Source organism: Falsibacillus pallidus, assembly GCF_050990905.1.
Taxonomy (GTDB): domain Bacteria; phylum Bacillota; class Bacilli; order Bacillales; family DSM-25281; genus Falsibacillus; species Falsibacillus pallidus_A.
In genome coordinates, this window is record NZ_CP158866.1 from 894,905 (window position 1) to 912,525 (window position 17,621).

Here is a 17,621-nt window from a genome sequence, read left to right on the forward strand (position 1 = left end):
ATAGATAGAGTAATAATAAGGGGAGAGGGTCTCATGCTGGTTGTCACGACTGAAAAAATAGAAGGCTACGAAATCAAGGAAGTGAAGGGTGCCTGCTACGGCCTAGTGGTGAGAAGCCGCGGGTTTGCCGGCCAGGTGACCGCTTCATTAAGATCGCTTGTCGGCGGTGAAATCAAAGAGTATACGCAGCTCCTTGAGGATGCGAGGAAGCAGGCGCTTGACCGCATGACGAAAAATGCGCATGCCATGGGTGCGAATGCAATCATCATGTTCCGCTTCGATTCCGGTGAAATCGGCCAGAATATGAGCGAGATCGTTGCCTATGGAACGGCGGTTGTAGCAGAAAAGTCAGATCAGCAATGAGATGGATTCTCTATTACATCCTGTTTCAATTAGCGGCAATCTTGCTCTTTTGGATCATATCTAAAAGGAAGGACCGCCGATATAAGCAAACAAATAGAAAACCGTTGGATGGATTCGAACCGACGCAGGAAGTCTCCATCGACCCAGTGACAGGCAAGAAATCAAGAGTCTATATGCATCCGGAAACGGGTGAAAGGATTTATATAGAAGAAGAATAAAAGAGGAGCCTCCCGAATCAAGTGGGAGGCTCCATTTTTGTAATTGTCCAACCTCGGCGCCTCTTATCAGGCGCTTGCGCTTTTCTATGTCCAGCTCCAGCACCCAGCCCCTCGAGTCATAAGCCGTACCTCTACGGAAATCAGGATTTCCTTCGAGTTCCGTCTTATGCTGGTCGAAGCTACCGGAGCGCTTGCGCTTTTCTTACTGAACCGATTCCTTCTTAACATCCCTCTGCGCAAATACTTTTTTTGCCACATTCAATGCATTGAGGACTCTCGGGAATCCTGTGTATGGGATCAATTGAATGATGCTTTCTACTATTTCTTTCGGAGACAATCCTGCCGTCAATCCTGTGTTGAGATGAAGTTCAAGCTGCGGCTCCGTTCCTTGGGTGACAAGGGATGAAATGGTCACGAGCGCTCTTCTTTCGTTGGAAAGCCCGGAGCGGGAGTAAATATCTCCATAGGCAAACTCGATGATATATTTGGCTACATCCGGTGCGATGTCCTGCAAGTCATCTGAAATTTTCAAGTGTGTAGAAATGTTTTTGTTATCTGTCAGTGTATATTCCATTAATTTATCCAAACCGTGCTGATAGCGCTGTTCACTCATGTCAATTCCTCCTGAAATGAAAATTGCTTACAGAAGTCATGATAGACCAATTAAACATATTCGTAAAATACATATTATTTATATAAAGTATTCAATTTAGGAATAAGTCTATTTTTCATATAAAGATGAAATGACGTCAATGAACGCCCTCGATGCATGGGAAACATACCGGCCCTTTTTCAGGATCAGCCCAAGCCTCCATGGAATCGATGGGTCCACGATCGGAACAGCCTTGATGACCTCCGGATCCACTTTTTTCGAAATGGAGTAAGGCAGGATGGATACTCCTAAGTTTTCCCCGATCATTCCGCTGATGAAGTCCCACTGTGAACTTTCATAGCCGATGTTTGGCTGGAATCCAGCTTTCACGCATTCATCGATGATCCGGTGATGGAGGGCAAAATCCTCGCTGAACAAGATGAACGTCTCCTCTTGCAGTTCCTGCATTTTCACCTGCCTCTTCTTTGCAAACGGATGGTCTGCATGGACAAAAAGCATAAGTTCTTCCTGCACGAATGGAACGATATCGAATGCCTCTTTATCAAGGGGAAGGACCACGACGCCGATGTCGATCAATCCGTCCTTTACCTCTTCTTCCACTTTATTGGCGCCATGTTCGATCAGCTTGATGGCAATATCCGGATAAAGATCCTGGAACTCTTTAATGATCCGCGGGAAAAATAAGAATCCAATGAGGGGAGGAATGCCGATTTTTATCCTTCCTTTTTTCAGCAGCATCAGGTCATTTAGATTCATGGTTAAATGATCGAGAGACTCCATGATGATCTGCCCCTGCTCAAAGACGATTTCCCCTGCCTCGGTCAATTCGATCTGTCTGGCAGAACGGTCGATTAAATCCATTTCCAGCTCATCTTCCAGGCTTTTCACCATTTTGCTCAATGTCGGCTGAGTGAGGTGAAGGACTTGCGAAGCTTTTGTGAAACTGCGGCTCCTTGCGACTTCGAGAAAATAAGTCAATTGTCGTATATCCATATAAGGAACACCTCCTATTTCCGATAACTTTTTTGAATGATACATATAACTTTAATTCATTTTATTTATTTTTACAAAAGGAGTAAAATTTCTTCTGTTGCTTCTTATATAACTGTCCGGACGGCAAGTGGAGAAATAAGGAAAAAGAACATAAAAACATGCCTGAGTTTAACATCAAGAGGGAGGAAAGAAAATGCTGAGTATCATCATAGGCTTGGTGCTGCTGATGGTTTTGGCCTACATGGGCTGGTCCATCATCTGGGTCGCGCCGATTGTAGCAGGGATCGTTGCACTGCTAAGCGGCATGGATCTGATGCACACCTATACAGAAACCTATATGACCGGCTTCGTTGATTTCGCCAAGAAGTGGTTCCCGATATTCCTATTGGGTGCCGTCTTTGGAAAATTGATGGAAGACACCGGAGCGGCAAAGTCCGTTGCATTTAAAATCACAAAACTAATCGGGGAAAAGCGTGCAATCCTCGGCGTGCTCGCGGCATCTGCCATTTTGACATACGGCGGAGTCAGTTTGTTCGTAGTTGTTTTTGCCATTTATCCAATTGCAGTCGCATTATTCAAGGCTGCCAACATTTCAAGGAAATTAATCGCTCCGACAATCGTACTTGGAGCATTCACGTTCACCATGACATCTGTACCTGGAACACCCCAGATCCAGAACTTGATTCCAATGGATTCATTCCACACGACCCCAATGGCAGGCTCCATCATGGGAATCGCAGGAACAATCGTCATGGCAGTCGGCGGATACTTGTGGCTTGCATATCGCGAGAAAAAAATGAGCGCTGCCGGCGACACATTCAAAGAGATTGAAGGGGAAAGAACCTCTGGCAGCGAAAAGGATGAGAGGCTGCCAAATTGGATTCTATCATTGATTCCGCTGCTATTGGTCATCCTATTACTGGACGTTGTCAAACTCGATCCACTGCCTTCATTGCTTGCTGGCATCATTGCTATTTTATTGATTAATATCACGCAATATAAAAAGTTCATCCCGTCCATTAATGAAGGGGCGAAAGGTTCTGTCATGGCCATCATCAATACGAGTGCTGCCGTCGGTTTCGGCGCTGTCGTCACGGCTGTACCGGATTTCAAGAACATCACGGACATGCTTCTTGGGATATCAGACAACCCGCTCGTGTCGGAATCCTTGATTGTCCAGATCCTTGCCATGATCACTGGTTCTGCTTCAGGCGGAATGGGGATTGCCCTTCAAGCATTGGGCCACACGTACTACAGCCTTGCGCAGACGACAGGAGTCAGCCCGGAAGCACTTCACAGAATGGCTTCCATTGCATCAGGTGCATCCATCCTGCCTCATAACGGCGCATTGCTGACCTTGTTAGCCGTAACAAGGTCAACACACAAGGACTGCTACAAAGATGTCTTTATGGTGGGGCTTCTCATACCGACCATCGCCATGATCGTCGGCATCATCTTTGCAAGCATCGGCCTGATCTAACCGCGTTTCAATAAGAAGCTTTTAGGTTATGAAAGAATTAGAAACAAAAATTGATAGGAGTTGGAAAGAATGGTTGAAAATAAAGTAGTCGTCATCACAGGTTCTGCAAGCGGAATCGGATTTGAAATCGGAAAAGAATTTGCTCAAAACGGAAGCAAAGTCGTCTTGACTGACTTAAATGCAGAAGGCGTTGAAAAAGCAGCTGAAGATCTTCGCGGACAAGGATTCGATGCAATCGGCCTGAAAGCGGACGTAACTAGCGAAGAAGATATCAAAAACATGATTGAAACAGCGCACAAACATTATGGACGCGTTGACGTTTTGATCAATAATGCCGGACTTCAGCACGTATCACCAATCGAAGAGTTCCCAACTGCAAAATTCGAATTGATGATCAAGATCATGCTGACTGCTCCATTCATCGCAACAAAATATGCTTTCCCGATCATGAAAGAACAAGGATTCGGACGCATCATCAACGTTTCTTCCATTAACGGACTTATCGGATTCGCCGGCAAAGCAGCCTACAACAGCGCGAAGCATGGCGTCATCGGCCTGACAAAAGTAGCTGCATTGGAAGCTGCTGCTGACGGTGTCACAGTCAATGCCATCTGCCCTGGATATGTGGACACTCCACTTGTTCGCGGCCAATTGAAAGACATCGCGGAAACTCGCAATGTACCATTGGAAAAAGTGCTCGAAGAAGTCATCTATCCATTGGTTCCACAGAAGCGTTTGCTTGATGTAAGCGAAATTGCCGACTACGCTATGTTCTTGGCAAGCGACAAAGCAAAGAGCGTAACTGGCCAGGCGGTCGTCATCGACGGAGGCTACACAGCTCAATAATGATAGATATGGATTGCCCCTTCACATTTGTGGAGGGTTTTTTTTGATTGTTTTGCGGCAGCTGGCCGATATTTGTGTAAAGTTGATAGATATAATTGAATTTTGGCTGATATGGGCTTGAAATTGGCTGATATATTAAAAAAAGACTGATATCTTGCCGCAAAAGGCAAACGAAAGCCCCTTCGCCGGATGGCAAAGGGGCTGATTATTGGGTTATGCGCCGGAAACGTGCGGCTATGCGCCATTCAGGGCAGCTTTTGCGCGAAAAAACGTCTGCTTTGCGCCAGACAGCGCCTCTTATGCGCGAAAATCGACTGCTTATGCGCCAGCGGCAATCTGCCCGCCTCCATCAGTTTCCACTATAGCTGCCATGGTGCTTCTTAGCACATTTCTTGCACGTTTTCTTATCATAGAACTCGTCTTGGTGCATCTTGTTTTCGCAGTATTGGCACTTGCGGTATTCTTTCTTCTTAAGGTTGATCGCTTTCATCATTTCCTCATGGATTTTGTCCATTTTTTCTTCTTCTGGAATCGTGTTGAGCTCCGTCCAGGCCAACGCATGAAGCTGGACTTTTTTCGGGACAGGGACAGTTCCATCCAAGAAAAACTCCGTATATCCCCACTCAAGCCCATCATCCGCGGCCACCATGTGGATTTCCGGTTCGTCGCAGAATCCTTCCAGTTTAAATCGAAGGTAGTGCTTTTTTAAAGAGTCCTGTTCGGACTGAATATATGAATCTTCCACACGCTGGCGGACCCAAGTTGCTGCTCTCGATTTCATTGATTTGGCCATTCGAAAAACCTCCTTTGTTCAAGCCGTAATTCTATTATAACAAACTCAAATTCGCTGTAACTGTAAATGCTTATGGAAAACGGCTATGATGAAAATAGATTATCAGAAAAGGAGAGGGAGAGATGATAAAAGCCGTTTTATTTGATTTGGACGGAACCTTATTGGATCGGGATGCTTCGGTATTGAAATTTGCTGCGGATCAGGCAGATAGACTCGGAATCGCCGATAAAGAAAAATATATACATAGATTCATTGAACTCGATGCAAGGGGATATGTGTGGAAAGACAAAGTCTATCAGCAGATGCTGCGTGAATTCGATATTCCGCAAATGACATGGGAAAATCTATTGGAAGACTACCTTGAGTCGTTTCATAAACATTGCGTTCCATTTCCAAACTTAATCGAATTGCTGGAAGGCTTAAAAGCTGCTGGATATAAGCTCGGTCTCATTACAAATGGATTCGAAAGGATGCAGATGAGCAGTATCCAAGCGCTGGGGGTAGAGTGTTACTTTGATTGCATCATTATATCGGAGCGGGAAGGGATTAAAAAGCCTGATTCCATGATATTTCAAAAAGCGTTGAAAGTGCTTGGTACTGCTCCGTCAGAAAGTATTTATATCGGGGACCACCCTGACAATGATATGAAAGCTGCCAAGGCAATGGGGATGAAGACCATATGGAAAAGGGATACACAGTGGGAAAGTGTGGAAGCAGACTATGTGGTTGATGAACTAGAAGAAGTCTTGGGGATCATTGTAAGCGACAAATAACGACAAAAACCGGGTGGTGCCTGTCACCTGCAGTGTTACTCACAGTGAAGGCGCCACCCGATTCATTAACTCCAGTCGACTGGGGGTTTTATGAGCTGCGGGTGATAGCCTAGTTCTTTTGCAGCTGCCATAATAAATTCTTTTCGGAAGAAGTAGCTCTGGTGCGAAACGATTTTTCCGTTTTCTACTTCCTGGATTTGAATGTCGTGAATTTCCGGACCATGTTCACCTTCCGCCAACACCACGATGACAGGCCTTCCCCATAGGATGAATTCTTTGGCGGAGTGTCCCGGCAGACCGAAGCGGAGCGAGCCCTTCACCATTTCTTCTTTAGAGAATTCCTGGAATCCATTGAATGCTTCATTGTGCGCCTGTTCGCTGAATAAACTTAACATTTTATCGAGATCCCCTGTGTTGAAAGCTTCTAAGTACGCTTTGATAGTAGGGTTCAATTGGAACTCTCCCTTGGTCTTTACGTTCATAAAGTCTAATGATTCTATTTTTCGCCTCGCACGCTGGACTGCTGCATAGACTCCGCCTGGTGTACTACGGACAATGCCGGCTGCTTCTTCAGCGCTGAAACGAAAAACATCCATTAAAAGAAATGCTGCCGTCTGCTTAGGTGGCAAATGGGAATCCAATGATATCAAGATCTCCTGCAATGCCAGCTTATCAGAAAACTCGTAGTGGGCTTCTGTCGTTTCATTCAGAATACCGATTTCCCGATTTCTTTTTCTGCACTGATCCAGCCACGTATTTGTGGCCATCCTGAATAAATAATATTTCTTATCGGTAATTTCGCTCCATCTTTGGGGAAGCAGCCCGAAAGATTTAATTAGCGTCTCCTGAAAAAGATCTTCTCCGTCCCAAGCTGAGCCCGTAATGTATTTGCAGTAATTCCAAAGGTCATTGTAATACTCTGATACAAGCGCATCATATGAGTTTTTTACTGAGCGTGCATCATCTACCAGCTTATTCGATATCGTTGTGGTCTGCTCCATTTTCTCGCCTCCAAAAAGTTTCTTTCAATATATAAACGATCGAGCCATGGAAATTTATACGAAGTTTTTAAAATAGTTTACCAAATTTCTTTCCATGAAAAATAGGTTTGAAAAAATAAGTCCGTTTCCTGCCGTTATGTTTCTTCTGGGTGTATAATACAACTATTGTAAAAGGCATCATCCGGTGATCGTCAACCGGTTTCAAAGGAGAGTTATGAAGTGGTAAAACATAGAGGCTTTATCGTTTATTTAACCGCGTTTGCGGCATTTCTTGGTCCATTTTCTCAGACGATTTATGTTCCGATCATCCCGGACGTCATCAAAGAATTGCATACAAGCCATTTTCTTGTAAACTTGACGATTTCATTCTATACGATTTTTTTGGCCATCATGCAGATGGTGTATGGTCCGATGGCTGACTCAAAAGGGCGGAGGAAGGTCATGCTCACCGGCATCTCTTTCTATTTAGCAGCGACGATCGGCTGCTATTTCTCCAATTCAATTTATTTGCTGCTCTTATTCCGTTCACTGCAGGCAGTGGGGATTGCAGCAGGATCCGTTATTGCTGTTACGGTGATTGGCGATTTATTTGATGGGAAGTCCCGATTCAAGCCGATGGGGACATTTCAAATGATGGTCTCTTTGGGACCGGTTGTGGGTCCAGTCGTCGGAGGTTTCCTCGGGGGCTCTTTCAATTTTCATACCGTGTTCCTTGCGCTTGCAGCAGTTGGTGTGATCATTTTGGCCGGAAATTTCTTTTTCTTGAAAGAAACGATGCCTGCTGCAACCGAGAAACGTAAATTCCGTTTCACTGATTATTTCACACTGTTGAAAAATCCAATCGGCTCCTCGATCATTTTTCTTGGATTCATCCAATATTACTCGATGTACAACTTCCTCGTGTTCCTGCCGTCGCTATTGGATGAGCAGTACTCGCTTTCCGTGGAGCAAAAAGGGCTTGTGTTCGTTCCACTGTCGTTCAGCATCGTGATTGGAAGCTTCATTGGGGGCAGATTGCAAAAGTTTGATGAAAAAAAGGTCATCATGGGGACGTCGTTCCTCAATGCGATTTCCTTGTTCATTTTCTTGTCGCTCTCTCATATTTCATTAGGGCTGCTGATTGTCTCCATCATCTTGTTCGGATTATTCTTAGGGCTGTCCCTTCCTGTGCAGACCACGATACTTACGCAAGTCTTCCAGGAAACAAGGGCGACAGCCATCGGAGCCTACAATTTCTTCCGCTACATGGGGATGGCTTGCGGACCGATTATCGGAAGCCTTCTTGTAGGGATTGGAGGATACAACCTGTTATATGGATTTGCCGGAGCCGTATTCCTGGGCATGGCCTTCTTGCTCAGAAAACGGTTTGGCGCAAAAGCAAGGTACTCAAGCTGATCAACGCTTGGGTACTTTTTTTCGACAAAAACCGGGGCGTGACAGGCACCTCATAATTCTCCACAAATTAATTACTACCCGCAAACCCGCACCACCACTGGGTTTTCAGCCCCAACCATGACAAGTGTCATGTACCCAACATGACGGCTATGTCTGCATATCTTCTTCAAATCTCTTTATACTAAGGACATCAACCGAAAAAGGATTTGATGATGAATGACTAAACAAAAACAGAACATGCTCCGTAAGCAAGTGGCAGCATTTGAAAAAGCAGAGACACGCAATAGTATATTTCAATTGATCAATACGATAGCTCCTTTTTTCCTGCTATGGTATTTAGCCTATGAAAGTCTACAAATTTCTTATTTTCTCACCCTTGGAATCGCAGTGATTGCAGGAGGATTTTTGATCAGGATGTTTATCATTTTTCATGACTGCTGCCATGGATCGTTTTTTAAAAGCAAGCGTGCGAATAAGATATTAGGGATGGTGACAGGCGTATTGACGCTGTTCCCATTCGAACAGTGGAAGCATGACCACTCTGTCCACCATGCGACAAGCAGCAACCTCGATAAGCGTGGTACAGGGGATATCTGGCTTTTGACCGTTGATGAGTACAGGGAAGCTGGATTTTGGAAAAAGGTTGCCTACAGACTGTATCGCAATCCGTTCGTCATGTTCGTTCTTGGACCGATTTATGTCTTTCTTTTTGAAAACCGTTTCAACCGCAAAGGCGCTCGCAAAAAGGAAAAGTGGAATACGTATCTGACGAATATCCTGATTGCAGCTGCGGCCGCAGCACTTTGCCTGCTGGTTGGCTGGAAGGCATTCCTGCTTGTACAGCTTCCAATCTTCATGATTTCCGGTACAGCCGGAGTGTGGCTATTCTACGTGCAGCATACTTTTGAAGATTCCTATTTTGAAGAAAACGAGAATTGGGAATATGTCAAAGCAGCTGTAGAAGGCAGCTCTTATTATCAATTGCCGAAGCTGCTTCAATGGCTGACAGGAAATATCGGCTACCACCATATCCACCATTTAAGCCCGAGAGTGCCGAATTACAAATTAGAGCAGGCTCATGAAAACTCTGAAGAACTTCAAAATGTACCGACCATTACGCTGGCTACAAGCCTCAAGTCCTTGAAATTCCGACTGTGGGATGAGGATGGAAAAAAATTCGTCGGCTACAAGGCAGCGAAGAGACAAGTACAGTCAAAAAATGTTAAGGTAGTAGCAAATCCTGTTCTCAGGAAAGAGAATAAGTACTCCTGAGTTAGAACGAGGTCTTCATGATGTTTAAAAAATATTTTACCTTTCAAAGAGGCAACGGGATTGCTCCATATATCTGGACAATCCTTTGCATCTTGCCTTTTTATTTTATATTCCAATCATCCTCCACCATTGAAATCGTCATTGGGATCCTTCTGACGATCCTTTTCTTTATTTTCTATCGGATTGCCCTTTTCGCCAAAGGATGGCCCGTGTACTTGTGGGCATTTATCCTGATAGGGATCTCCATCACCTCGACAAGCCTCTTCAGTTATGTGTATTTTGCATTTTTTCTAGCTTATTTTATCGGTAATATTAAAAATCGGGTGACGTTCCTCATCCTGTATTTCATTCATCTGATTAGTACGTCCGTATCGATAAACTTCGGGATCGTCCAGCAAAAAGATATTTTCCTGGCCCAGCTTCCATTTATCATCATCATTTGGATCAGCGTGATCCTGCTGCCGTTCAGCATCCATAATCGTAAGGAAATGGGGCAGCTCGAAGAAAAGCTGGAAGACGCGAACAAAAAAATCTCTGAACTCATCAAGCTGGAAGAACGGGAGAGAATCGCAAGGGACCTCCATGATACGCTTGGGCAAAAATTATCGCTGATCGGATTGAAGAGCGATTTGGCCCGCAGACTCATTTCTAAAAATCCCGAGCAGGCAAAAAACGAATTAAAGGATGTCCAGCATACCGCACGTACGGCCCTCAACGAAGTGAGGAAAATGGTTTCGTCCATGAGAGGAATCCGCTTGAAGGACGAAATGGTCCGGGTCAAACAGATCCTTGATGCTGCGCAGATTCGATTTGAAGGCGAAGAGGACATCACATTGCACAAAGCGTCCCTGTTAACAGAGAATATCCTGAGCATGTGCTTGAAAGAGGCAGTGACGAATATTGTTAAGCATAGCGGGGCAGATGAATGCCGGATTTCCATTGAGCAGACGTGGAAAGAGATCATCATCACCATCAAAGATAACGGCAAGTTCAACCGCGACAAAGTCAATCTGCAAAAAGGCCATGGGCTGCGAGGGATGAGGGAGCGCCTTGAATTTGTGAATGGCAGTATGGAAATTTTGACAAACGACGGAACAACCGTGATGATAAAAGTACCGAATGATGTAAAAGAGACAGGAAAGAAGGAATCTGAATGATCACCATCGTGATTGCAGAGGACCAGCAGCTCCTATTGGGGGCTTTTGGATCGCTGATCAGTTTAGAAGACGATATGGAAGTAGTCGGCAAAGCCTCCAATGGCGAAGAAGCCATCGAATTAGTCCGGAAGTATAAACCTGATGTGTGCATGATGGATATCGAAATGCCGGGAAAAACCGGACTTGAAGCAGCGGAGGAGCTGAAGGGCTCCGGCTGCAAAGTCATCATCCTCACCACGTTTGCCCGCTCCGGGTATTTCCAGCGAGCGCTTAAAGCAGGCGTAAGCGGCTATCTCCTGAAAGACAGTCCGAGCGAAGAACTGGCCAGCTCCATCCGAAGCATCATGGCAGGCAAAAGGGTCTATGCCCCTGAGCTCATGGAAGAAATCTATGCAGAAGAAAATCCACTGACAGATCGGGAAAAAGAAGTGCTCGAACTTGTCGCCGATGGGAAAAATACTAAAGAAATCGCCGATGAACTCAGCATAAAGACAGGGACGGTGCGTAACTACATCTCAGCCATACTCGATAAGCTCGAAGTCAAAAACCGAATCGAAGCCATCACCCAATCAAAGGAAAAGGGATGGTTCAAATAAAAAGCGGGGCAGCCGATGCCGCGCTTTTTTATGTGTTTTGGCGAAAAGGGGACCATAATTGTAGAAAAAAACTTCAAATCGAGTAGAAGGACAATCTCACAGGTGCAAATGGAGAAAAATAGGATGGAATTCAGGTGAATCTCCTAGTGGTGCAATGTCTTATGCGCGAAAAATTCATGTCTATGCGCCAAATGCCATCCTCTATGCGCGAGAAATCAGTCGTTGTGCGCGGGTCAAAGGTCTTTATGCGCGAAAAGTCGGTCCTTATGCGCCAAGCCCCATCTTTCGACAAAAACCGGGGCGTGACAGGCACCTTTAAAGCACCTTCCACGTTATTCACACAGTTATCAACAGTCAGAATGTTTATAATTGTGGTTATTCACAGACTTATGCACATTATCCCCAGAATTATCCGACAATTTGTGCACATTATTATCCACTCAATAAATTCAATAATAGAAACATTTTACATAGTTATCAACATTATCCACAAAAAGTGGGACGTGGGGACAGGTTCATTGTCCCGCGCCCTGCCCCTGGGACAATAAACCTGTCCCCCTGTCCCACCCATGCCCTCCCACAAATTAAAAAAAAGCAGGGAACGAATAGTCCCTGCTTTTTTCTTTGCCAATGCTTACAGCATGAGCTTACTTTTATCGTTTGTTCTTTTTCTGCTTCACACGCTGGTTGGCAGCGTTGGAGCGAGCCTGTGCCTCTAAGTCGGCTTGGTCAGCTAATTCGCGGGAATACTCAACATCCTGAGCATTACTTTTTAAGTTCTTAGGAACCTGTGGAAGTTTGTTCTTGTTCTTATCACGCGTTTTCTGATTGTTAGCACGACCCATTACACAAAACCCCTTTCAAGATAAAAGAAGATAAAAGTACGGGAGAGTGGATCCCCCGTACTAATAGAATGCCCGTATCTTGAAATTTTCCTCAGGTAATTATTTGTTTCTTTTGGTATTGTATCCAGCGACCCGATCTGCGGCTTTGAAAGACTTGTTATAGGTAATCTCCTGTGCGCACGTCAATGTACTGCGTTCTTTTTCACCTTTTCGCTTTTCCAAATGAAAACACCCTTTCCCTCGAAGATTACCCCTATTTTTTCCATATAAAAGACGTGATATACCGCTTACCCCTTATAAATATCAGTCAGTGCCTTCTCCAACTCAGGAAAATGAAAGGAATATCCATTGTTTTGCAGTTTTTCCGGCATGACTTTTTGGCCTTCCAAAACGAGGATGCTCATTTCACCGAGTGCTAATTTCAAAGCAAAAGCAGGGGCCGGGATCCAGTGGGGCCTGTTTAGGACATCTCCGAGGATTTTACCGAATTCATTCATCCGGAGAGGGTGGGGAGCCGTAAGATTGACGGGACCTCTCATTTGATCGTGTTCCATGCAAAATAGGACGGCTGAAGCTACGTCCTGGATGTGGATCCAAGACATCCACTGCTCGCCGGATCCGACTTTTCCACCGGCAAACATTTTGTAAGGCATGGCGATTTTCGGCAATGCGCCGTTGTCTTTCCCGAGGATGATGCCGAAGCGGGTAAACACCGTCCGAACGCCGTCCATCTCGGCAGCGCTCGCTTTTTGCTCCCACTTCTTTACGGTTTCGGCAAGAAAGTCATCTCCTTTATCAGCGGACTCCTCTGTATAGGTCCTGTTTAAATCAGGCGGATAGATGCCGATCGCACTCGCGTTGATCAAGACCCCAGGCTTTTTATTCAATGAACGGATGATCCGCAATACTTCATCGGTTGCCTTCATTCGGCTGTCAAGAATCCGCTTCTTCCGTTCCTCGGTCCAGCGCCCGCTGTTAATGGATTCACCTGCTAAGTTGATGAATGCATCAATGCCTTCTAAATCCGCAGCGGGATCGGCGCCTTCAGACATCCATTTTACGTAGCGGACCCGATCGGTCGAGGTGTATTTATCAGGATGGCGGGTTAAAATGATCACTTCATGGTTCGCTTTCATCAGTTCATGTGTCAGGGCTTTTCCAATGAAACCTGTTCCCCCGGTAATAGCTGCTTTCATTTCAATCCCCTCCAGTTTCTTATTCCTATTATTTTACCTATTTCCGCAATAAAAAACTTATTCCAATGTGTTAACATTAATAAAAGGATAAAAAGAGGTGATTCTCCTTGGCCATCATTACGAAAATATCCAAACAAGTAAAAAATGATGAACGATATAATATTTTTTTGGATGGGAAATATGCTTTCAGCGTCGACGAGGATGTGCTGGCAAAAAAGAGGCTGCAGAAGGGACAGGAGCTTTCTGACCTTGATATTTCTGAAATCCAATTCCATGACGATATCAGAAAAGGCTATAACATGGCATTGAATTATTTGACTGCCCGCATGCGTACTGAAAAAGAAATCCGGACTTATTTAAAGGATAAAGAGGTGGAAGAATCCATCATTCCGGAAATCATTTTTAAATTAAATCAGTACAAGTTTATCAATGACGAAGAATTTGCGATTGCTTTTGTCAGGACACAGGCGGCAACGAGCAATAAAGGACCTGTGACCATCAAACGGGAGCTTGCAGAAAAAGGCGTCCATCAGAATTTCATTGAAAGGGCGCTGGAAGAATTTCCGTTTGACCAGCAGCTTGAAAATGCGATGAAGCTTGCTGAAAAAGTCGTAAGGCAAAATCAGAACCTTTCTGAATCCAATGTGAAGCAAAAAATACAGCAGACCCTGATGAGAAAGGGATATTCCTCGAATGTCATCCAAGAGGCACTAATTGAAGTGGAGTTTGAAAAAGATACCGATGAAGAATGGGAAGCGATCCTTTATCAAGGGGAAAAAGCCTACAGGCGCTACAGCAAGTTTGAAGGATTTGAATATAAGCAAAAAATGAAGCAGGCACTGTACAGAAAAGGATTCAACATGGAGCTGATCGACCGGTTCCTCGAACATAAAGAAGAAGAGGAGGGCTGATATAGCCCACCTCTTTTACTTTTTATTTGATTCGATTACGATTTCGGTCTTCTCTGCGCTTTCTTTGACGATGATTTCCGCCACTTCTTTTGGTGTGCGCAGGCGGCTTTTATCCTTGATATGGTCCGTCTCGTCCCAGAATGGCGTATTCATGCCGCCCATGTAGGCTGCAACAATGCGGAGGCCAGTGTCAGCATACTCCTGTTGAAGGCTCTCCGTAAAGCCTCTTAAGGCGAATTTACTTGCTACATACAAGGATTCGTTTTTCTTTCCGCGAAGTCCGGCCGTGGAAATGATGTTGATGATCGTACCTTTATTTTGTTGTAAAAAGCCTGGGATAAACGCTTTTGCCAAGTAAATTGGTCCGAAGCTGTTCGTGCGGAACATTGCTTCCATCTGGTCAGATGTCGATTCCATAAATGGGCCGAACATTCCTACGCCTGCGTTGTTCACGAGAACATCCACGGGGCCGTCTTCTTCAATTTCCGCTGCAATGTGCTTAACTTCGCTTTCCACCGTTATATCCGCTGCATGTACGTAAACCTTTGCACCGCTTTTTTCTGCTTCAGCTGCCGTTTCTTCCAATGTCTGCAGACTGCGCCCGACCAGGTGCAATTCCACATCATTATCGGCATACTGTAAAGCCATTTCTTTACCCAGTCCTGTGCCTGCTCCAGTAATCACTATTTTTTTCATGATGATCGCCCCCTATGTAAAAAATGATTCGTCTTCTGGCATGAGTTCAATTAAAAGTCCGATTGATTCCTCTAACTTTCCGTGCGTAAACCTACTTCTCAAAAGAAGATTCACTTTATTCTATCGTATTTTTTCACTATACTAAAGCAGAGGTGCTTATTCTATGGAAACTGAGAGAAGATATAGTCAGATGACGAAACATGAGTTGAATGAAGAGATTGCCCAATTGCGGGAGAAAGCTCGAAAAGCGGAGCAGCTTGGCATGGTGAATGAGTTTGCTGTTCTGCAGCGAAAATCGATCATGGCTCAAGCCTATCTCCTTGATCCAAGTGATTTTAAATCTGGAGAAATCTACGGGATCATCGGCGATCCGGGCAATTATTTTAAGGTGGACTACATGAATGGCGTGTTTGCCTGGGGCTTCCGCCTGCAGGGAGATGGAAAGGAAGAAGCACTTCCGATTTCACTCCTACAGAATAAATAAAAATTAGGCCAGGCGCTTTTTCGAGAAGATCGGCGCCTGGCAGTCAATCAGGGGTTATGACCTTTTTCGCGTTTCATTCGCTAGAATGATCTGCTTCTGGGTGATTCTTGTTTCGCCATTCGCTTGTGCATGAGCATGTTTTTTATTGAACCATGCTTTATTGAATGGACTGTTATATCTGTCATTCGAGAAATTATTATTCACATTATCCATGTGAAAGCCCCCTTGAATTGTCAGATTCAGTACGTGTCAAATGGTATCCTGTTCACGTTGATTGGATGCATGCATTCTTTCTTGCGGATGCGTATTGATTGTCCCGTTTGCCCGTTTAGAGGCATATTCGGCTTTGGCCCGAGGCTCGCCTTCGAATTTATTCTGGCTGCCGTACGGGAAACCTTTTGCTTTATTTCGCATGTAAGAACCCCCTGAATGCTTAATCGACTTGCACTGACGCGGGAAAACAAAGATGCTCTCCGCAATGCTTCCCCGCGTAAATATAGTATGATTAAAAACGACCGGCAATAAGCGATGATATTAATGGGAAAGGAGGTTGCAATTTTTATGAATGAATTATTCGAAAAGCTGACGACTCTTCTGTTGGAGAAAAATGATCGCTTAAGCTATGCAAGGGCAAGGACATGGGTCGAAATCCTCTGGGAAGACTTCGAAACCACCTATGCCAAAGCTGGACGCGAATACAAAGGCAGGGAAATGACGGAAAAAATCGTCACCCATTGGATAACACAATACGGAGAAAAACTGCATGAATTTGCAGCCGTCAATCCAAAATACCAGCATTTGCTTGATGATGAAAATGATTTGAAGCACTGATGTATAACAAAAGGACCATCGCCGTTTTTGGGTGATGGTCCTTTTTCTATAAAGTATTGATCTCGAGCTTCTTCTTGAGCTTTTCCTTGCTGAAAATCCAGCCGGTATAGGATCCGGTGATGTTCAGTTCGAGATCGAGCTGCACCACGGCGACAAATGGATAGTGTCCGTTGCTCCGGTAGCGCAAATCGATGAATCTCACTTCATAATAGTCATCGAATTCATCGACTTCCCAGCGGAAGACCGGGGAAAAATGAAGGAATGCAGACAGGTTTTTATCTTTTTTCGCTGCATTGATCACATCGGTATCCGGAATGGGGATTCGTTTAAATTCATCCAACACCGTAATGGATCTTTGATGCCCGCGCGCCACATAGAAAGAATTGCGTGTTTTGACCGCAATCCGCCATTGATGAAATCGCATGGTAGGAGAGACGATGATTGTTTCTGCTGCCGGAATGCGTTTCTTGATGGCTTTTTTTAAACTGTGATGGGCATAAATCCGACGCAGATAATAGCCGATAAGAATGACATAAATGAGGGCAAACGTAATGCCCGGATCCGCTCCGAATCCCCACATTATCAATCCGATTACATGCATGACAAAAATAAAGGGGTCAAATGTATTGATGATCCCAAGTGCGACCCATCGGGATGAAAATGGCCGTAATGCCTGTGTCCCGTAAGCATTGAAGATGTCGACAAATACATGCAGGAAAACGGCAAAAAATGTCCACAGCCATAAATGCAGCAGGTTAGCTTGCGGCATCAGCGGGTAGATCACTGCGATGATGACAAGCGGCCAGAGCATGACTGCCGGGATCGAATGGGTGATTCCCCGATGGTTGCGTATATACACCGCATTATTCCTCAATTTTAAAACAGTATCTATATCAGGTATTTGCGATCCGATGATGGTTCCGATCAATACGCTATGTGCGGTGACTGTATGTTCCGCGACCACTGGATCGAGCGTCGCCAAGCCTCCAAGCGCAAACCCCATGACTACGTGTGTGCCAGTATCCAAGGATGGATTCCTCCTTTTTAAAGGACAGCATTCTAGCTTGTATTGTTTGCAAAACATGATAAGGTATAAAAGAGTTCAATACCATGGGAAAAACGTTTCAAATCTGTTCCATAATTATGTTATTCCCTAAA

At 44.8% G+C, this 17,621-nt stretch carries 23 protein-coding genes; 12 read left to right on the forward strand and 11 right to left on the reverse strand.

Translation table 11 applies throughout. The annotated features are described in order from the left end of the window. Window positions 1–33 precede the first annotated feature (33 nt). Together ABTV07_RS04790 and ABTV07_RS04795 are read left to right on the forward strand one after the other, a co-directional pair. A complete protein-coding gene (locus ABTV07_RS04790) occupies window positions 34–363 on the forward strand; it encodes a heavy metal-binding domain-containing protein (protein WP_114747383.1) in 330 nt (109 codons plus the stop codon). Beyond that, window positions 360–581 (forward strand): hypothetical protein, encoded by a 222-nt coding sequence (locus ABTV07_RS04795; protein WP_433748157.1) that lies wholly within the window; start codon window positions 360–362, stop codon window positions 579–581. The genes ABTV07_RS04790 and ABTV07_RS04795 overlap by 4 nt, the downstream gene beginning before the upstream one ends. A gap of 202 nt (window positions 582–783) precedes the next feature. Here the strand turns inward: ABTV07_RS04795 and ABTV07_RS04800 are convergent, their stop codons facing one another. Together ABTV07_RS04800 and ABTV07_RS04805 are read right to left on the reverse strand one after the other, a co-directional pair. Continuing rightward, entirely contained in the window at window positions 784–1,194 is a 411-nt protein-coding gene (locus ABTV07_RS04800) for a carboxymuconolactone decarboxylase family protein (protein WP_433748160.1), read from the reverse strand. Between the two features lie 108 nt (window positions 1,195–1,302). Beyond that, complete coding sequence (locus tag ABTV07_RS04805) at window positions 1,303–2,187, reverse strand: LysR family transcriptional regulator (protein ID WP_433748162.1); 885 nt, start codon at window positions 2,185–2,187, stop codon at window positions 1,303–1,305. A 193-nt stretch (window positions 2,188–2,380) separates the two neighbouring features. On the opposite strand from ABTV07_RS04805, the gene ABTV07_RS04810 reads away from it, so the two are divergent. Then, window positions 2,381–3,667 carry a GntP family permease gene (locus ABTV07_RS04810; RefSeq protein WP_433748164.1) on the forward strand — a complete coding sequence of 429 codons (1,287 nt, stop codon included), beginning with the start codon at window positions 2,381–2,383 and terminating at the stop codon, window positions 3,665–3,667. 69 nt (window positions 3,668–3,736) lie between these two features. Further along, complete coding sequence (locus ABTV07_RS04815; RefSeq protein ID WP_433748166.1) at window positions 3,737–4,513, forward strand: 3-hydroxybutyrate dehydrogenase; 777 nt, start codon at window positions 3,737–3,739, stop codon at window positions 4,511–4,513. Between the two features lie 349 nt (window positions 4,514–4,862). Here the strand turns inward: ABTV07_RS04815 and ABTV07_RS04820 are convergent, their stop codons facing one another. Beyond that, window positions 4,863–5,306: a hypothetical protein gene (locus tag ABTV07_RS04820; protein ID WP_433748169.1), complete on the reverse strand. Its 444-nt coding sequence runs from the start codon at window positions 5,304–5,306 to the stop codon at window positions 4,863–4,865. Window positions 5,307–5,428: 122 nt separating this feature from the next. Between ABTV07_RS04820 and ABTV07_RS04825 the strand changes: the two genes are divergently transcribed. Next, window positions 5,429–6,079, forward strand: a complete 651-nt coding sequence (locus tag ABTV07_RS04825; protein ID WP_433748172.1) for an HAD family hydrolase — start codon at window positions 5,429–5,431, stop codon at window positions 6,077–6,079. A gap of 65 nt (window positions 6,080–6,144) precedes the next feature. Here the strand turns inward: ABTV07_RS04825 and ABTV07_RS04830 are convergent, their stop codons facing one another. Further along, a complete protein-coding gene (locus tag ABTV07_RS04830; RefSeq protein WP_433748174.1) occupies window positions 6,145–7,080 on the reverse strand; it encodes a sigma-70 family RNA polymerase sigma factor in 936 nt (311 codons plus the stop codon). 219 nt (window positions 7,081–7,299) lie between these two features. Here ABTV07_RS04830 and ABTV07_RS04835 point away from each other — a divergent pair, with 219 nt between their 5' ends. The 4 genes from ABTV07_RS04835 (at window position 7,300) to ABTV07_RS04850 (ending at window position 11,500) form a co-directional block, all read left to right on the forward strand. Then, entirely contained in the window at window positions 7,300–8,475 is a 1,176-nt protein-coding gene (locus tag ABTV07_RS04835; protein ID WP_433748177.1) for an MFS transporter, read from the forward strand. A 216-nt stretch (window positions 8,476–8,691) separates the two neighbouring features. After that, window positions 8,692–9,747: a fatty acid desaturase gene (locus ABTV07_RS04840; RefSeq protein WP_433748179.1), complete on the forward strand. Its 1,056-nt coding sequence runs from the start codon at window positions 8,692–8,694 to the stop codon at window positions 9,745–9,747. Window positions 9,748–9,767: 20 nt separating this feature from the next. After that, entirely contained in the window at window positions 9,768–10,904 is a 1,137-nt protein-coding gene (locus tag ABTV07_RS04845) for a sensor histidine kinase (protein ID WP_433748182.1), read from the forward strand. Continuing rightward, entirely contained in the window at window positions 10,901–11,500 is a 600-nt protein-coding gene (locus ABTV07_RS04850; protein ID WP_433748185.1) for a response regulator, read from the forward strand. The genes ABTV07_RS04845 and ABTV07_RS04850 overlap by 4 nt, the downstream gene beginning before the upstream one ends. A gap of 653 nt (window positions 11,501–12,153) precedes the next feature. Here ABTV07_RS04850 and ABTV07_RS04855 read toward each other — a convergent pair. The 3 genes from ABTV07_RS04855 to ABTV07_RS04865 all read right to left on the reverse strand — a co-directional run bounded on the left by ABTV07_RS04855 (window position 12,154) and on the right by ABTV07_RS04865 (window position 13,541). Continuing rightward, on the reverse strand, window positions 12,154–12,345 hold the full coding sequence (locus ABTV07_RS04855; protein ID WP_433748187.1) for a YfhD family protein: 192 nt from the start codon (window positions 12,343–12,345) through the stop codon (window positions 12,154–12,156). 99 nt (window positions 12,346–12,444) lie between these two features. Beyond that, window positions 12,445–12,567 carry a YfhE family protein gene (locus tag ABTV07_RS04860; protein ID WP_433748190.1) on the reverse strand — a complete coding sequence of 41 codons (123 nt, stop codon included), beginning with the start codon at window positions 12,565–12,567 and terminating at the stop codon, window positions 12,445–12,447. Between the two features lie 65 nt (window positions 12,568–12,632). Continuing rightward, window positions 12,633–13,541 carry a TIGR01777 family oxidoreductase gene (locus ABTV07_RS04865; RefSeq protein WP_433748193.1) on the reverse strand — a complete coding sequence of 303 codons (909 nt, stop codon included), beginning with the start codon at window positions 13,539–13,541 and terminating at the stop codon, window positions 12,633–12,635. A 107-nt stretch (window positions 13,542–13,648) separates the two neighbouring features. Here ABTV07_RS04865 and recX point away from each other — a divergent pair, with 107 nt between their 5' ends. Continuing rightward, complete coding sequence (recX, locus tag ABTV07_RS04870; protein WP_433748195.1) at window positions 13,649–14,452, forward strand: recombination regulator RecX; 804 nt, start codon at window positions 13,649–13,651, stop codon at window positions 14,450–14,452. 15 nt (window positions 14,453–14,467) lie between these two features. Here the strand turns inward: recX and ABTV07_RS04875 are convergent, their stop codons facing one another. Then, on the reverse strand, window positions 14,468–15,148 hold the full coding sequence (locus ABTV07_RS04875; protein WP_433748198.1) for an SDR family NAD(P)-dependent oxidoreductase: 681 nt from the start codon (window positions 15,146–15,148) through the stop codon (window positions 14,468–14,470). Window positions 15,149–15,311: 163 nt separating this feature from the next. Between ABTV07_RS04875 and ABTV07_RS04880 the strand changes: the two genes are divergently transcribed. Beyond that, a complete protein-coding gene (locus tag ABTV07_RS04880) occupies window positions 15,312–15,632 on the forward strand; it encodes a YfhH family protein (RefSeq protein WP_433748201.1) in 321 nt (106 codons plus the stop codon). Window positions 15,633–15,686: 54 nt separating this feature from the next. On the opposite strand, the gene ABTV07_RS04885 is transcribed toward ABTV07_RS04880, so the two are convergent. Beyond that, window positions 15,687–15,845 (reverse strand): YpzG family protein, encoded by a 159-nt coding sequence (locus ABTV07_RS04885; RefSeq protein WP_114747212.1) that lies wholly within the window; start codon window positions 15,843–15,845, stop codon window positions 15,687–15,689. Between the two features lie 36 nt (window positions 15,846–15,881). Next, window positions 15,882–16,046 carry a small, acid-soluble spore protein K gene (locus tag ABTV07_RS04890; RefSeq protein WP_433748204.1) on the reverse strand — a complete coding sequence of 55 codons (165 nt, stop codon included), beginning with the start codon at window positions 16,044–16,046 and terminating at the stop codon, window positions 15,882–15,884. Window positions 16,047–16,193: 147 nt separating this feature from the next. On the opposite strand from ABTV07_RS04890, the gene ABTV07_RS04895 reads away from it, so the two are divergent. Continuing rightward, window positions 16,194–16,463, forward strand: coding sequence for a YfhJ family protein (locus ABTV07_RS04895; protein WP_433748207.1), 270 nt, complete (start codon window positions 16,194–16,196; stop codon window positions 16,461–16,463). A 46-nt stretch (window positions 16,464–16,509) separates the two neighbouring features. Here ABTV07_RS04895 and ABTV07_RS04900 read toward each other — a convergent pair whose 3' ends face one another. After that, complete coding sequence (locus ABTV07_RS04900) at window positions 16,510–17,490, reverse strand: metal-dependent hydrolase (RefSeq protein WP_433748210.1); 981 nt, start codon at window positions 17,488–17,490, stop codon at window positions 16,510–16,512. Between the last annotated feature and the right edge of the window lie 131 nt (window positions 17,491–17,621).

Bases quoted from the DNA above. Each gene is read 5' to 3' on its own strand.
- ABTV07_RS04790 (WP_114747383.1), top strand. From the start codon at position 34: ATGCTGGTTGTCACGACTGAAAAAATAGAAGGCTACGAAATCAAGGAA.
- ABTV07_RS04795 (WP_433748157.1), top strand. From the start codon at position 360: ATGAGATGGATTCTCTATTACATCCTGTTTCAATTAGCGGCAATCTTG.
- ABTV07_RS04800 (WP_433748160.1), bottom strand. From the start codon at position 1,194: ATGAGTGAACAGCGCTATCAGCACGGTTTGGATAAATTAATGGAATAT.
- ABTV07_RS04805 (WP_433748162.1), bottom strand. From the start codon at position 2,187: ATGGATATACGACAATTGACTTATTTTCTCGAAGTCGCAAGGAGCCGC.
- ABTV07_RS04810 (WP_433748164.1), top strand. From the start codon at position 2,381: ATGCTGAGTATCATCATAGGCTTGGTGCTGCTGATGGTTTTGGCCTAC.
- ABTV07_RS04815 (WP_433748166.1), top strand. From the start codon at position 3,737: ATGGTTGAAAATAAAGTAGTCGTCATCACAGGTTCTGCAAGCGGAATC.
- ABTV07_RS04820 (WP_433748169.1), bottom strand. From the start codon at position 5,306: ATGGCCAAATCAATGAAATCGAGAGCAGCAACTTGGGTCCGCCAGCGT.
- ABTV07_RS04825 (WP_433748172.1), top strand. From the start codon at position 5,429: ATGATAAAAGCCGTTTTATTTGATTTGGACGGAACCTTATTGGATCGG.
- ABTV07_RS04830 (WP_433748174.1), bottom strand. From the start codon at position 7,080: ATGGAGCAGACCACAACGATATCGAATAAGCTGGTAGATGATGCACGC.
- ABTV07_RS04840 (WP_433748179.1), top strand. From the start codon at position 8,692: ATGACTAAACAAAAACAGAACATGCTCCGTAAGCAAGTGGCAGCATTT.
- ABTV07_RS04845 (WP_433748182.1), top strand. From the start codon at position 9,768: ATGTTTAAAAAATATTTTACCTTTCAAAGAGGCAACGGGATTGCTCCA.
- ABTV07_RS04850 (WP_433748185.1), top strand. From the start codon at position 10,901: ATGATCACCATCGTGATTGCAGAGGACCAGCAGCTCCTATTGGGGGCT.
- ABTV07_RS04855 (WP_433748187.1), bottom strand. From the start codon at position 12,345: ATGGGTCGTGCTAACAATCAGAAAACGCGTGATAAGAACAAGAACAAA.
- ABTV07_RS04865 (WP_433748193.1), bottom strand. From the start codon at position 13,541: ATGAAAGCAGCTATTACCGGGGGAACAGGTTTCATTGGAAAAGCCCTG.
- ABTV07_RS04875 (WP_433748198.1), bottom strand. From the start codon at position 15,148: ATGAAAAAAATAGTGATTACTGGAGCAGGCACAGGACTGGGTAAAGAA.
- ABTV07_RS04880 (WP_433748201.1), top strand. From the start codon at position 15,312: ATGGAAACTGAGAGAAGATATAGTCAGATGACGAAACATGAGTTGAAT.
- ABTV07_RS04885 (WP_114747212.1), bottom strand. From the start codon at position 15,845: ATGGATAATGTGAATAATAATTTCTCGAATGACAGATATAACAGTCCA.
- ABTV07_RS04890 (WP_433748204.1), bottom strand. From the start codon at position 16,046: ATGCGAAATAAAGCAAAAGGTTTCCCGTACGGCAGCCAGAATAAATTC.
- ABTV07_RS04895 (WP_433748207.1), top strand. From the start codon at position 16,194: ATGAATGAATTATTCGAAAAGCTGACGACTCTTCTGTTGGAGAAAAAT.